This window comes from Beijerinckia indica subsp. indica ATCC 9039, from assembly GCF_000019845.1.
In the GTDB taxonomy this organism is placed as follows: Bacteria; Pseudomonadota; Alphaproteobacteria; order Rhizobiales; family Beijerinckiaceae; genus Beijerinckia; species Beijerinckia indica.
Map to the genome: position 1 here is coordinate 3,560,889 of NC_010581.1, position 14,657 is coordinate 3,575,545.

Annotated in this window: 13 protein-coding genes; 6 read left to right on the top strand and 7 right to left on the bottom strand. The window is 59.0% G+C overall.

Going from position 1 to position 14,657, the window contains the following annotated elements; all coding sequences use genetic code 11:
* The first annotated feature begins 1 nt into the window (after window position 1).
* A complete protein-coding gene (locus tag BIND_RS15770; protein ID WP_012386024.1) occupies window positions 2-418 on the top strand; it encodes a metallopeptidase family protein in 417 nt (138 codons plus the stop codon).
* Between the two features lie 6 nt (window positions 419-424).
* On the opposite strand, the gene BIND_RS15775 is transcribed toward BIND_RS15770, so the two are convergent.
* From BIND_RS15775 to purC, 7 genes are all read right to left on the bottom strand, one after another.
* On the bottom strand, window positions 425-1,432 hold the full coding sequence (locus BIND_RS15775) for a WD40 repeat domain-containing protein (protein ID WP_012386025.1): 1,008 nt from the start codon (window positions 1,430-1,432) through the stop codon (window positions 425-427).
* Between the two features lie 198 nt (window positions 1,433-1,630).
* Window positions 1,631-1,972 (bottom strand): Grx4 family monothiol glutaredoxin, encoded by a 342-nt coding sequence (grxD, locus tag BIND_RS15780; RefSeq protein ID WP_012386026.1) that lies wholly within the window; start codon window positions 1,970-1,972, stop codon window positions 1,631-1,633.
* Window positions 1,973-2,113: 141 nt separating this feature from the next.
* On the bottom strand, window positions 2,114-2,347 hold the full coding sequence (locus tag BIND_RS15785; RefSeq protein ID WP_012386027.1) for a BolA/IbaG family iron-sulfur metabolism protein: 234 nt from the start codon (window positions 2,345-2,347) through the stop codon (window positions 2,114-2,116).
* A 261-nt stretch (window positions 2,348-2,608) separates the two neighbouring features.
* A complete protein-coding gene (purL, locus tag BIND_RS15790; protein WP_425277055.1) occupies window positions 2,609-4,870 on the bottom strand; it encodes a phosphoribosylformylglycinamidine synthase subunit PurL in 2,262 nt (753 codons plus the stop codon).
* Window positions 4,821-5,519, bottom strand: coding sequence for a phosphoribosylformylglycinamidine synthase subunit PurQ (gene purQ, locus BIND_RS15795; protein ID WP_012386029.1), 699 nt, complete (start codon window positions 5,517-5,519; stop codon window positions 4,821-4,823). Before purQ ends, purL begins: the two co-directional genes overlap by 50 nt.
* A 121-nt stretch (window positions 5,520-5,640) precedes the next feature.
* A complete protein-coding gene (gene purS, locus BIND_RS15800; RefSeq protein ID WP_012386030.1) occupies window positions 5,641-5,889 on the bottom strand; it encodes a phosphoribosylformylglycinamidine synthase subunit PurS in 249 nt (82 codons plus the stop codon).
* A gap of 83 nt (window positions 5,890-5,972) precedes the next feature.
* Complete coding sequence (purC, locus tag BIND_RS15805) at window positions 5,973-6,767, bottom strand: phosphoribosylaminoimidazolesuccinocarboxamide synthase (RefSeq protein WP_012386031.1); 795 nt, start codon at window positions 6,765-6,767, stop codon at window positions 5,973-5,975.
* A 637-nt stretch (window positions 6,768-7,404) separates the two neighbouring features.
* On the opposite strand from purC, the gene BIND_RS15810 reads away from it, so the two are divergent.
* From BIND_RS15810 to BIND_RS15830, 5 genes are all read left to right on the top strand, one after another.
* Window positions 7,405-7,779, top strand: coding sequence for a DUF1476 domain-containing protein (locus BIND_RS15810; protein WP_012386032.1), 375 nt, complete (start codon window positions 7,405-7,407; stop codon window positions 7,777-7,779).
* Window positions 7,780-7,834: 55 nt separating this feature from the next.
* Window positions 7,835-8,806, top strand: a complete 972-nt coding sequence (locus BIND_RS15815; protein WP_012386033.1) for a tyrosine recombinase XerC — start codon at window positions 7,835-7,837, stop codon at window positions 8,804-8,806.
* A 216-nt stretch (window positions 8,807-9,022) separates the two neighbouring features.
* On the top strand, window positions 9,023-10,825 hold the full coding sequence (gene lepA / locus BIND_RS15820; RefSeq protein WP_041778932.1) for a translation elongation factor 4: 1,803 nt from the start codon (window positions 9,023-9,025) through the stop codon (window positions 10,823-10,825).
* Between the two features lies 1 nt (window position 10,826).
* Entirely contained in the window at window positions 10,827-11,771 is a 945-nt protein-coding gene (gene gshB / locus BIND_RS15825) for a glutathione synthase (RefSeq protein ID WP_012386035.1), read from the top strand.
* Complete coding sequence (locus BIND_RS15830) at window positions 11,768-14,629, top strand: [protein-PII] uridylyltransferase (RefSeq protein WP_012386036.1); 2,862 nt, start codon at window positions 11,768-11,770, stop codon at window positions 14,627-14,629. Before gshB ends, BIND_RS15830 begins: the two co-directional genes overlap by 4 nt.
* The last annotated feature ends 28 nt before the right edge of the window (window positions 14,630-14,657 follow it).

The window sequence follows — 14,657 nt, forward strand, 5'->3', positions numbered from 1 at the left end:
AGTGTCTGAAACTGCGATCGATTGGAGCCAATTGGGCGCACCGAGTCTCAAGGATATCGAAAGTCTGGCGGAAACCGCCCTTGCCGCCTTGCCGGCGGAATTTCGCGACCTGTGTCAGGATATCATCATCAGGATCGAGGATTTCCCCGATGACGAGACACTTGACGCGATGGGCTGCGAAACCGAGTTCGATCTGCTCGGCCTATTCACCGGCCAAGGGTTGGCACAAGGCGGACCGCGTTCCCTGACGGGGCAGATGCCGAATTTGATCTTTCTCTATCGCCGGCCCCTGCTCGATTATTGGGCCGAACATGAAGACACGCTCGGCGCACTCGTCACCCATGTTCTCGTGCATGAGATCGGCCATCATTTCGGCCTTTCGGACGCGGATATGGCGCGGATCGAGAATGAGGAATGACAGAACTCAAGCCGGCATGGCGAGGAGGCCAGCCTTGCCGTCGGCCGCACCGAACAGGAGGTTTTGCCCGTTCTGATCCCAGGCGAGCGCGGTAATCGCCCCCTCGGCGCCCTGGCGGGCCCCATGGACAAGGATTTCAGCGGCATCGGACAGCCGGCAAAGCAGGACCCAGCCATCCTCGTAACCGATCGCGATAATCGGCATTTTGGGATGGAAGGCCACGCGAGAGACTTTGGCATTGCGCACGCCGCATTCCTGCGGTTGCTTGCCCATCGGCCCATCCTTGTCCTTGAACGGCCAGATGACACAGGATTCAGCGCCCGATGTCGCCAGCCAATTGCCGTCATGGGACCAGGAGAGGGAGCGGGTTTTGGATGGATAGCCCGACATCCGCATATTGGCCTTGTCGCTGATGCGCCAGCCATGCAAGGCATTTTCCTGCATGGTTGAAATCACGAAGCGTCCATCGGGTGACAAAGTCATATCAAGATGGGAGCCCTTCCATTCGAAGCGCTCGGGTGCGGCCGCCGTATTGGGAAACCAGAGGCTCACGCCATTATAATGAGTCATGCCAAGGCGATAGCCCTTGGCCGCGAAAGCAAGGCCGCGCACGGTCGAGGGCGCCTCGCAGGTTTTGACCTCGCCCTTCGCATCACGGCAGTAAACCTGTTTGCCAGTGGACCAAGCCATGGCGCCATCCTCGCGCCCGGCCACGGCATCGATCCATTTGCCCTTCTGCGCAGCGATTTCCTCGGTGCGCCCATCGGGGAAGGTGCGCATGAGGCGGCCATCATCACCGCCCGTGAGCAAGGCCGTACCAGCCCGCGCAGCGACCAGGATGATGCCGTCCTTATGCACATCGATCCGTTTCTCCTGACCTCCATCGAGAAGCAGCACTTGCCCCTCGTTCAAGGCAAAAGCAGCGGTGCGGCCGAGAAAACAAGCATCGACGATAGGATCGCCAAAGGTGTGAAGGGTGACGTTCTCGGTCAGGGAATTGGGAGAATTAGCCATGAATCATCGAGATGCGTGAAGGAGAGGGATCATTGGGGCGAAGACTTAACCCGTATGGCCCGGATTGGCACGCATTTTCTGGCTGGAACCGACGCTAGAACAAGCGTTTACAAAACAGCAAAAAACAAAGGCAGGGGCCTGATGATGATCAGACCTCTGCCTCGAAAGCACATCAGGCAGAAATGGCGTCCCGAAGGCTTACGCCTTGGTCGGCTGCTTGACGTCGATGCCCTTACCGGAGAAGTGCGTGGCCAGTTCGCCCGACTGGAACATTTCGCGGACAATGTCGCAACCGCCGATGAACTCACCCTTGACATACAGCTGGGGAATCGTCGGCCAGTTGGAGAAGTCCTTGATGCCCTGACGGATCTCGTCATTTTCGAGGCAGTTCACGTGCTCGTAGTTGACGTCGAGATAGCCGAGGATCTGAACGAGCTGGCCGGAGAAGCCGCATTGCGGGAAGTTCGGGGTGCCCTTCATGAAAAGCACGACATCGTTCTTGTCGACGATGGATTGGATGAGGTCGTTGATGGCAGACATGGCAGTCCTTTCTGGAGCGTGGGGTCAAGACTTCCGTCAGCACGCGTGAAGTCGAGGCGAAGCAAATCTAGGACCGGTTCCGGCGCCTGGTCAATGAGTGGCGCCGCCCCGGAAAAGGAAGAATGGAGCTGGACCGCCCGCCTATTTGGGCGCGTAGGTCGTAAGCTGCAAGGCATGCAGGACGCCGCCCATATTGCCACCGAGCGCCTTATAGACGATCTGATGCTGCTGCAGCTTGGTCTTGCCGGTGAATTCCGAGGAAATCACGATCGCCGAATAATGATCCTTGTCACCAACGAGATCAGTGATCTGGACCTTGGCGTCCGGGATGCCGGCCTTGATGAGACGTTCGATTTCAGATTGTTCCATGGGCATGGTGAAGAACCTCGCAGTTTTCAGTCATATTTTGGCGCGAACCGTCCGGTTGTTCATCGCCAAGACTTTTTCAGGGATCCCGAAGCACTCTAGTATCCACCTCATTGGAGCGCGACTCGCCGCGCTTCAATGAGGACAAGTGGATAAGTTTTAAAAGTGACGTATCGAGAATCTGTGATTCTCGATACGAGCCGGACAGTCCAATCGTTCAAATCTACCGCTTAAGCAAGAACCGCGCTAGAAACAGGAAACAGACTCTTCCTACTCGATCACAATGCCTGTCATATGGTTTGGCAGCCATTCCTCGAAAGCCCGGCGCAGATCCTCGATTGCCACACTGGCCTCTTGGCCGAGTTCCAATGTGGGGCCGCCCGTCCGACCGATCAATTGGCAGGCAATGCCGAGCTGTTCCGCCTCGATCCTGATCGCTTCCGCCTTTTCCGGGGCGGCGGTCACAAGATAACGGGCCTGATCCTCGCCGAAGAGATAGGCATGAGCGGGACAATGTCCCGGAATATCGATCCGCGCACCGATGCCGCCAGCCAAAGCCATTTTCGCAAGGCCCACGGCCAAGCCTCCATCCGTCAGCGTATGGACCGCCGTCAAGGCTCGATTGGCGATCAGGCCGCGCAAGAAATTGCCAATGCGTTTTTCGAGCGCCAGATCGACCACGGGTGGCGCGCCGTCCTCGCGGCCGCAAATATCGCGCAGATAGAGTGAGGCACCGAGCCAGCCCTGTGTCTCGCCAAGCAAAAGAATCGCATCGCCCGGCCGCTTGATGGAGAGGGTTGCGCCTCGGCTCGCATCCTCCAGGAGACCAACGCCGCCGATCGCGGGGGTCGGCGGAATATCCTGGCCTTCACTCGCATTATAGAGCGAGACATTGCCGGAAACGATCGGGAAATCGAGGGCACGGCAGGCCTCGCCAATGCCTTCGAGACAGCCGATGAACTGGCCCATGATTTTCGGATTTTCGGGATTGCCGAAATTCAGATTATCGGTGACGGCGAGCGGCAGGGCGCCGACAGCGGTCAGATTGCGCCAGGCCATGGTGACGGCCTGCTTGCCGCCTTCATAAGGGTCAGCCTCGCAATAGCGCTGTGTCACATCGGCGGTCAGCGCCAAACCTTTCGGCCCGTCGCCGAGGCGGATCAAAGCGGCATCGCCCCCCGGTCCCTGAATGGTATTGCCGAGGATCAGCGAATCATATTGTTCGGTAATCCACAGTTTTGAGGCAAGGTCCGGGCTGCCAATAAGGCGCAGCAAAGCCTCGCCATGGGAAATGGGCGGGACAATGGTGTCCGCCGCGATCGTGGCGGGGCGCGGCGTCAGCACCGAAGGCCGATCATAGACGGGCGCCTCGTCACCCAATTCCTTGATCGGCAGATCAGCCTTGATCTCACCCTCATGTTTGATGACGAAGCGCAAATCGTCCGTGGTCTTGCCGATGATCGCGAAATCGAGCCCCCATTTGCGGAAGACCGCCTCGGCCTCAGCGGCTTTTTCGGGCGCGAGCACCATGAGCATACGCTCCTGGCTTTCGGACAGCAGCATTTCATAGGCGCTCATGCCGGGCTCGCGACAAGGCACGGCATCAAGATCGAGTTCGATGCCAAGATTACCCTTGGCGCCCATTTCCACCGCCGAGGAGGTCAGGCCCGCAGCCCCCATATCCTGAATGGCGATGACGGCCCCCGTCTTCATCAGTTCGAGACAGGCCTCCAACAGCAATTTCTCGGCGAAAGGATCGCCAACCTGGACGGTCGGACGCTTTTCCTGCGCATCGGCCTCAAAGGCCGCCGAGGCCATGGTCGCGCCGTGAATGCCGTCGCGCCCGGTCTTGGAGCCGAGATAGACGATCGGATTGCCGACACCCGTCGCCTTGGCATAGAAAATCTCGTCCTGCCGGGCGATGCCGACGGCCATGGCATTGACGAGAATATTGCCATTGTAGCGTCGGTCGAACTTGGTCGAGCCGCCAACAGTCGGCACGCCGAAACTATTGCCATAGGAGCCAATGCCGCTCGCAACACCTGCAATGAGGTGACGCATCAGCGGATGCTCCGGCGCACCAAAGCGCAACAGGTCGAGACTGGCGACCGGACGCGCGCCCATGGTGAAGACATCGCGCAAAATGCCTCCGACGCCCGTCGCCGCGCCCTGGTGCGGCTCGATGTAAGAGGGATGATTATGGCTCTCCATCTTGAAGATGCAGGCCTCGCCATCGCCAATGTCGATGACGCCGGCATTCTCCCCCGGCCCCTGGATGACCCAGGGCGCCTTGGTCGGCAATTTGCGGAGATGAATGCGCGAGGATTTATAGGAACAATGCTCGTTCCACATGGCCGAGAAAATGCCGAGTTCGGTGAAACTCGGCTCCCGGCCGATAAGGGTGAGAATGCGCTGATATTCGTCGGGCTTTAGGCCATGGGCGGCGACGAGTTCGGGCGTGATGGGGGGATCTGCGCTCACGTCAGGCGGCTTTCTTGAATTGCGCGAGGCTGAGAAAAAGGGGCAGCCCATCCGTGCCGCCGATGATCGGCTCGATCAGATTTTCAGGATGCGGCATCAGGCCCAGCACATTGAAATTTTCCGAATAAATTCCGGCAATGTCATGCAGCGAGCCGTTCGGATTGGCGGCTCCGCCCAAAGTGCCCTGCGCATCGCAATAGCGGAAAGCAACGCGGCCGTCGCCCTCGAGGCGGGCAAGAGTGTCCTCGTCGGCGACGTAATTGCCCTCGCCATGGGCGATCGCGACCTTGATGACCTGTCCCGGCCGATAATGGGAAGTGAAGGCCGTATCGGTCCTCTCGATTTTGAGATGCTGCATGCGGCACAAGAAACGCAAATTTGCATTGCGCATCAAAATACCGGGCAAAAGGCCGCTTTCGACGAGAATTTGGAAGCCATTGCAAATGCCGAGCACCAATCCACCGCGTGCCGCATGAGCGGCGACTGCCTTCATGATCGGAGCCTGGGCGGCAATCGCACCGCAGCGCAGATAATCGCCATAGGAGAAACCACCTGGCAAAACGACGAGATCCGTGCCTAAAGGCAAGTAATCTTCTGCGTGCCAGACGCGCGCGGGCGCCTTGCCACTCGCCTGTTCAAGCGCGCGGCAGACGTCATTTTCGCGGTTCGAACCGGGAAACAGGATAACAGCGGCGTTCATCGAAATTCTCGGGACAATCTCAGCGCCGGCATTCAACGGACGCGTTCAAGAGCAAGGCTCTGTTTCTTTGAAAACGCATCGGATTGGTCCCAAAAGTGGTGTCCCCTTTTGGGTCTGATGCTCAATATTCCGTCAGGATTTCGATGCGGAAATCCTCGACGACCTGATTGGCGAGAAGCTTGCGGCAGGCCTCTTCCAAAAGAGTTTCCGCCGTACCGACAAGGGTCTCAGACAATTCGATATCGAAAACCTTCCCTTGGCGGACGCTTTCGATCCCAGTCAACCCTTGGGTTTTCAGGGCGCCTTCGATGGCTTTACCCTGCGGATCGAGAATGCCTTTGCGCAAAGTGACGGTGACGCGGGCTTTCATTGGAATGGATTCCAGACAGAACAGCGCGGAGAGCTTTTGGCTCTCCGCTATAGGAATGGCACCACTGACGGAACCGTTCGAGTTTACTGAACGAGCTTCGGGCCGCTCGCGCGGGGCTGTTCGCTTTCCGGCAAAATGCCGAGCCGGCGCGCAACTTCCGTATAAGCCTCGACGAGACCGCCGAGATCACGACGGAAACGGTCCTTGTCCAGCTTGTCGTTGGATTTGATGTCCCAAAGCCGGCAGGAGTCGGGAGAAATCTCATCGGCGACAACGATGCGCATCATATCGCCTTCCCACAAGCGTCCGCATTCCATCTTGAAATCGACGAGGCGGATGCCGACGCCAAGGAAGAGGCCGGAAAGGAAGTCGTTGACGCGGATGGCAAGGGCCATGATGTCGTCGATTTCCTGCGGGCTCGCCCAGCCGAAAGCCGTGACATGCTCCTCCGACACCATCGGGTCGTTGAGCTCGTCGTTCTTGTAGTAGAACTCGATGATCGAGCGCGGCAGTTGCGTGCCTTCCTCGATGCCGAGACGAGTCGAGAGAGAGCCGGCGGCGACATTGCGCACGACGACCTCGAGCGGCACGATCTCGACTTCGCGGATCAATTGCTCGCGCATGTTGAGGCGGCGGATGAAATGGGTGGGGACACCGATATCATTGAGGTTCTGGAAGATGAACTCAGAGATCCGGTTGTTCAAAACCCCTTTTCCGTCGATCACCTCATGCTTCTTGGCATTGAACGCGGTGGCGTCGTCCTTGAAATGCTGGATGAGCGTGCCGGGTTCGGGTCCTTCATAAAGGACCTTGGCCTTGCCTTCATAAATGCGCCGGCGGCGATTCATTGGGATTAACCGTGGCTTGAGATGATCCATGGGTGACCGTGGCTCCGTTGAGGTCCTGTGCCCCCGGCGGAACATGCCCGCGTACGATGCGACGGCTGGGCGGTTCAGGGGGCGGCAAAGGCTTTGCTTTCTGTCGCCACGCTGCGACGGTCCTAGCTTTTTCCACTGCGGGAAACAACCCGGGCGTGAAAACCAGAAACCTTCATCCGTGCCGGCAGGGGGCCTGGCAGCCGATTCTCAGGCTGCGAAACGAGCTCTCCTTCCTGGTTTCAGACGATTTCCAGTTTCACGCATATCCGTCTGTTTTTCTTCCCCTAGCAGAGAATGGTTCGAGAATACAGGAAGAAATGGAGCTCGATCTTAAGCATCGCTTTCTTGCACGAGGCTTGCTTCGCATGGGATCGGAGATTTTGCGGCAAAATTCCGCGAATCGGTCGGTACCCGGCATGCCAAGCGTCTCCTCATTGCTGTCGGGCTGTTCTCCGTTCGCACCGATCATAAAACTGGGCTAAACTGAAACAAATGTAATACCAACGTCATGATCAATGACCGTTGGACCGCTCTTGAATTTTCGCCATCGCTTTGAAAAAGCGAAAATTCAAGAAGGAACCGAAGGCCGTTCTGCACGGCCTTCGGTATAAGGTAGCAGGCCGGATATAGGTTTTTCATGACAGATTTCGACGCGGAATTCGAAGCCAAGCTCAAGCACGACGAGGAATTGAAGTTCAAGGCCAATGTCCGCCGCAATAAATGGCTCGGCGCCTGGGCTGCGGAACTGCTTGGCAAGCAGGACGAAGAGATCGAGGATTATGTGGTCGAGGTCATCGCCTGCGATCTCGATGAGGATGGCGAGGAGGACATCGTCGCCATGCTCGTCAAGGATTTCGCCGCCGCCGGCCGGCCGGAAAACGAGGCCGAGATTCGCGCGCGGATGAGCGCTTTCTTCGATGAGGCGGTGGCGGAGATCAAGGCCATTGCCGCCGAGGCCAAGGAAAATGGCCCCGATTATACGCCGCCCCTGCTGCCTCCCCTGCCGGATTGAAATGACCGCATAAATATAAGTGGAAAAGTTAAGACTTCGAGGGCAGGCTCGGAGCATGGTTGCTTCTTCCTCCTCAGAACGCGCGCTCGTCTTCGCTCCGGCCGAGGCGGACCTCGCCGGCCTCGCAGAGGCCTGGCTCCTGCATCTTTCGGGGGAGCGGCGCGTCTCCGCCCTGACAGCCGAAGCCTATGCCCGCGATCTGCGGCAATTCCTCGCCTTTCTGGCCGAACATTTCGGCGGCGCGCCGAGTCTTGAAACTTTTGCCGAGCTCACGCCCGCTGATCTGCGCGCCTTCATGACGGCGCGGCGTAACCAGGACGTCGGCAGCCGCTCGCTCTCGCGGCAACTCGCGGGGCTGCGCTCCTTCGCCCGCTTTCTGGAGCGCGAGGGCAAAGGGAAGGCCCTGGTCTTCAGCGCGGTGCGCACGCCGAAACTCGCGCGGCACTTGCCCAAGCCCCTGAACCCCACAGCGGCCTGTGAGGTCGTCGATGTGGCAAACCGCACCGATACTGAGCGTCCGGCCTGGGTTCTCGCCCGCGATGCCGCCGTGCTCGGCCTTCTCTATGGCGCGGGTCTGCGTATTTCCGAGGCCCTCTCGCTCACGCGGCGCGAGGCGCCGATCGGAGAGACGGATGCCCTGACCGTGACCGGCAAGGGTCGCAAGACGCGCATGGTGCCTATCATCGAGCCAGTGCGGCGCGGAATCGAATCCTATCTCGCGCTCTGCCCCTATCCGCTGCCGCCGCAAGGGCCGCTCTTTGTTGGCGCCAAGGGCGGTCCTCTCTCGCCGCGCATCATCCAACTTGCTGTAGAGCAAATGCGTGGCGCGCTTGGTCTGCCCAAAAGCGCCACCCCCCATGCTTTGCGCCATTCCTTCGCCACGCATCTTCTCGGGCGCGGCGGCGATCTGCGGACAATCCAGGAATTGCTCGGCCATGCCTCGCTTTCAACCACCCAGCTTTATACGGCCGTGGATTCCGAGCGCCTGCTTGAAGCCTATCGCTCCGCCCATCCTCGGGGACGGTAACGCGCGGCATTATCTTCGCCGCCCGCCTGCAATATGAGCCACACCGGTCGTCCAAGCGGTGCCATAGATCAATCCGCCCTACCCCGCGAGACTATATCTGGGAGTGGCAGCGGCAAGCCGGATGGGAAATTCGCGCTAAGCCCTTCGCGGAATTTCAAGCTGACCTAATTGAGACCCCTCCTTTCCTTCCGCCCCTTCGGCTGCTATCTCGATGCCATGAGCACGCCGATCGATCACATCCGCAATTTCTCCATCGTCGCCCATATCGACCATGGCAAATCGACCCTTGCCGACCGCCTGATCCAGGCGACGGGGACGTTGGCCGAGCGCGAAATGGTGGAGCAAGTGCTCGATTCCATGGATATCGAGCGCGAACGCGGCATTACCATCAAGGCCCAGACCGTCCGCCTCGAATATAGAGCCAAGGACGGCGAGCTTTATGTGCTCAATCTGATGGACACGCCCGGCCACGTCGACTTTGCCTATGAGGTTTCGCGCTCGCTCGCTGCCTGCGAGGGCTCGCTGCTCGTCGTCGATGCGAGCCAAGGCGTCGAAGCCCAGACCTTGGCCAATGTCTATCATGCGCTCGATGCCGGCCATGAGATCGTGCCGGTCCTGAACAAGATCGACCTGCCAGCCGCCGAACCCGACCGCATCAAGCAGCAGATCGAAGATGTGATTGGCCTTGATGCCTCCAATGCCGTGCTGATTTCGGCCAAGACCGGGCTTGGCATTGATGAAGTTCTGGAAGCCATCGTCACCCGCTTGCCGCCGCCCAAGGGCGACAAAGAGGCTCCGCTCAAGGCTCTGCTCGTCGATTCTTGGTATGACGCCTATCTCGGCGTCGTCGTGCTGGTGCGCATCATCGACGGCACTTTGAAAAAGAACCAGAAGATCCAAATGCTCGGCTCTGGCGCCCATTATGAAGTGGACCGGATCGGGGTTTTTCGCCCCAAAATGCAGGATCTCCCCGAATTGGGTCCCGGCGAGGTTGGTTTCATCACCGCGCAGATCAAACAGGTGGCCGACACGCGCGTCGGCGATACGATCACCGATGAGCGCCGTCCCTGTTCCGAGGCCCTGCCCGGCTTTAAACCCGCGCAGCCTGTGGTTTTCTGCGGATTGTTCCCCGTCGATGCCGCCGATTTCGACGATCTGCGCGCCGCCATGGGCAAGCTGCGGCTCAACGACGCGAGCTTTTCCTATGAAATGGAAAGCTCCGCCGCGCTCGGTTTCGGTTTCCGCTGTGGCTTTCTAGGACTCCTGCATCTCGAAATCATCCAGGAACGCCTGGAACGCGAGTTCAATCTCGATCTCATCGCCACCGCGCCCTCGGTGGTCTATCGCATCGTCATGCGCGACGGCGAGACGATCGAATTGCACAATCCCGCCGATATGCCTGATCCGACCCGGATCGAGGCGATCGAGGAGCCTTGGATCAGGGCCACGATTCTCACGCCCGATGATTATCTCGGAGCCGTTTTAAAGCTCTGCCAGGAACGGCGCGGCTTGCAGGCCGATCTCTCCTATGTCGGCAAGCGCGCCATGGCGACCTATGACCTGCCTTTGAACGAAGTGGTCTTCGATTTTTACGATCGGCTGAAATCCATCTCGAAGGGCTATGCGAGTTTCGACTATGCGATTACCGATTATCGCGCCGGCGATCTCGTCAAGATGCAGATCCTCGTCAATGCCGAGCCCGTCGATGCGCTGTCCATGCTCGTGCATCGCGATCGCGCCGATATGCGCGGCCGTGCCATGGTCGAGAAATTGAAAGAATTGATTCCGCCGCATATGTTCCAGATTCCGATCCAGGCGGCCATCGGCGGCAAGATTATCGCCCGCGAGACGGTGCGCGCCTTGCGCAAGGACGTGACCGCCAAATGTTATGGCGGTGATGCGACCCGTAAGCGCAAGCTGTTGGAAAAGCAGAAGGCCGGCAAGAAGAAAATGCGGCAGTTCGGCAAGGTCGAGATTCCGCAGGAAGCTTTTATCGCCGCTCTAAAAATGGATAGTTGATATGGTTTTGAATGTCGCCGTGCAGATGGACCCGATCGAGAAGATCAAGATCGCCGGCGATTCAACCTTCGCTTTAATGCTTGAGGCGGAACGGCGCGGGCACAAGCTCTTCTATTACACGCCAGACAAACTCTCGATGCGGGGCACAAGCCTCCTCGCCAAGGCGGCACCGATCAAGGTGCGCGATATCGAAGGCGATCATTTCACCTGCGGCGAGTGGGTCACGCTCGACCTCGGTTCCATGGATGTCATCCTTCTGCGCCAGGACCCGCCCTTCGACCTCGCCTATATTACCTCGACGCATCTGCTCGAAACCTTGCAGCCGAAGGTTCTCGTGGTCAATGATCCGGCGAGCGTGCGCAATGCGCCCGAAAAACTCTTCGTCATGCGTTTCCCGCATCTGATGCCGCCGACGCTCATCACGCGCGACAAGGCGGAAATCGAGGCTTTCCGCGCGACACATGGCGAGATTGTGATGAAACCGCTCTTCGGCCATGGCGGCGCTTCGGTCTTCAAGGTCGCTGAAAAGGACCCGAATTTCGGCTCTTTGTTTGATCTCTTCGCGGATACATTCCGCGAGCCCTGGGTGGTGCAACGCTTCCTGCCCAAGGTCAGCGAAGGCGATAAACGTATCATTCTCGTCGATGGCGTTGCGGCGGCCGGCGTCAACCGCGTGCCGGCCGAGAATGACATACGCTCCAACATGGTGCGTGGTGGCGCGGCGGCAGCGACCGATCTCACGCCGCGCGAGCGCGAGATTTGCGAGACCATCGGCCCCGAGTTGAAACGCCTGGGGCTTCTGTTCGTCGGCATCGATGTCATCGACGGCAATCTGACCGAGATCAATGTCACGTCACCGACGGGCATACGCGCCATCAAAAAGGTCGGCGGCCCCGATCTCGCCGTCACCATCTGGGATGCGATTGAGGCAAAGCAGAAAAGATGAGCGGTATTTTGGAGATGGACCAGGAAAAGGGAGCGCCGCCCGCCAAACAGAAGCGCGGCCGCTCTGCCCCAAAAATCCGGGCACTCTTCAACCGCTCACGCCTGCGGGAAGAAATTGCCGCCTTGCATGCCGGCTGCACATCTTCTGATGAGAAGCGCAATGAGGTCGTCGCACTCCTGCGGCAGGCCCTGGCTGATGGCCGCGCGCTCGCCCGGCAAAACCTCGAGGCCAAAGGCAGCGGTCTCGCCTGCGCCAGCCAGATCGCCCATATCGAGGATGAGCTGTTCCATGCCATCCACGCTTATGTCACGACCTATGTCCATAAGCCGCCGCACGCGCGCGCCGCGCGGCTCGCTATTGCCGCCGTCGGCGGTTATGGACGCGCAACCCTCGCCCCCGGCTCGGACATAGATATTCTGTTCCTGCTGCCAGACAGTAATCCGGCGGAAAGGGAATGGAACGAGCGCGTCGTCCAGGCCATCCTTTATCTTCTGTGGGACTTACGCCAGAAGGTCGGCTATTCGACCCGCCTGCTATCGGAATGCCTCGAACAGGCGCGCGAGGATATGACCGTGCGCACGGCATTGCTCGAGGCGCGCTTTCTGCTCGGCAATAAAAAGCTTTTCGAAACCATGCGGCGCCGTTTCGATGACGAAATCGTGAGCGGCACGGCCCCGGAATTCGTCTCCGCCAAGCTCGAAGAGCGTGAGGCCCGCATTTCCCGCGCGGGCCGCTCGCGTTTCCTCGTCGAGCCCAATGTCAAGGAAGGCAAGGGCGGCCTGCGCGATCTCAATACTTTGTTCTGGATCGCCAAATATGTCTATCGCGTGCGCACGCCCGCCGAACTGGTCGGTGCCGGCCTCTTCTCTCGTAGTGAATATCGTCTGTTCTATCGCTGCGAGGAATTCCTCTGGCGCGTTCGTTGCCATCTGCATTTCCTGACCGGCCATGCGGAAGAACGGCTGAGCTTCGACGTGCAACCGATGATCGCCGACCGGCTCGGCTATTCGACGCGCGGCGGCCTCGCCCAGGTCGAGCGTTTCATGCGGCATTATTTCCTGATTGCCAAGGATGTCGGTGATCTGACCGCGATTGTCTGCGCCGCGCTGGAGGAACGACAAGCCAAACCCTCGGCCATGCTCGACCGTTTCGCCGGCCCCCATCTGCCGCGCGAACAGGCGGCGATCATGGGCAGTTTCGCGATTGAGACCAATCGTGTCACCGTATCCTCGCCCGATGTGTTCGAGCGCGATCCGATCAACCTCATTCGCCTCTTCTGGCTCGCCGACCGCAATGGCCTTGCCATTCATCCCGACGCCAAAAGGCTCGTCACGCAATCACTGAAGCGGATCGACTCCAAGGTCCGCCAGAATCGTGAGGCCAATCGGCTGTTCCTGGAGATCCTGACCTCGCGCAATACACCGGAAATCGTTTTGCGGCTGATGAACGAGGCTGGTGTGCTCGGGCGCTTCATCGAACCCTTCGGACGTATCCTCGCCCTGATGCAGTTCAACATGTATCATCATTATACAGTTGATGAGCATTTGTTGCGCGCCGTCGGCCATCTCGCCGATATTGAAAACCATCGCCGCCTCGATGATCATCCTTTCGCCAGCCATGTCATGGCCTCGGTCGGCAATCGCCGGGCGCTTTATCTTGCTTTATTTCTGCATGATATCGGCAAGGGTCGTGAGGAAGATCATTCACTCGCCGGCATCGAGGTCGCGCGCAAGCTCTGTCCCCGTCTTGGCCTGAGCGAGGCCGAAACGGAAACAGTCGCCTGGCTGATCGAAAATCATCTCGTCATGTCGGATACGGCGCAAAGGCGCGATCTCAGCGATCGCCGCACCATTGAGACTTTCGCGCGCTGCGTGCAGACCCTCGAACGCCTCAAGATGCTGTTTCTCTTGACTATTTGCGATATTCGCGCAGTCGGCCCGGGCGTGTGGAACAATTGGAAAGGTGAGTTGCTCCGCACCCTCTATTGGGAAACCGAGGTTGTGCTTACCGGCGGACATTCCGCAATGAAGCGCAAGGGCCGCATCGAAAAGGCCAAGGCGGAATTGCGTCGCGCTTTGTCTGGCTGGTCCGAGGCCGATTTCGCAGCCTATGCCGTGCGGCTTCCCAATGCCTATTGGCTGAAAGTCGATCTGCCACATCAGATTCTCCACGCCCGGCTTCTCAATATGTCCGAAATCGAAATGGTCGGACCATTGACGCATACATTGACCGATGCGCAGCGTGGCGTCACCGAACTGACCGTGATCGCGCCGGATCATCCCAATCTGTTGTCGACCATCGCCGGGGCTTGCGCTGCTTCCGCCGCCAATATCGTCGATGCGCAAGTGTTTACAACCACCGATAGCATGGCGCTTGATACGATCACCATTTCACGCGCCTTCGATTTCGACGAGGACGAATTGCGCCGCGCGAGCCGCATCGCGCTTTCCATCGAACGCGCGCTCTCCGGCCAGATCAGCATGCGCGATATTATGGTGGCAAAGAGCGAGGCGAGCCCGTCAAAGGGGCGCGGCGCGACATTCAAGGTCCATCCTGAAGTGTCGATCGACAATAGCCTGTCGAGCCGCTTCACCGTCATTGAAGTGTCCGGCCTCGACCGCACTGGCCTGCTCTACGATCTCACGCGTATTCTGTCCAAGGCCAACCTCAATATCGGTTCAGCCCATATCGTGACATTCGGAGAGAGGGTCGTCGACGTCTTCTATGTCACCGATCTCCATGGCGCCAAAATCACCACCGCTGCACGGCAAACGGCCGTGCGGCGGCAAATTCTTGGCGCCTTCTCACCGGCTCCCATCGTGACGGATGCAAGTTCGTTTTCCGGCAAAGTGGCCTGAGCTGGACGAGGCGCATGAATTCGAAAAG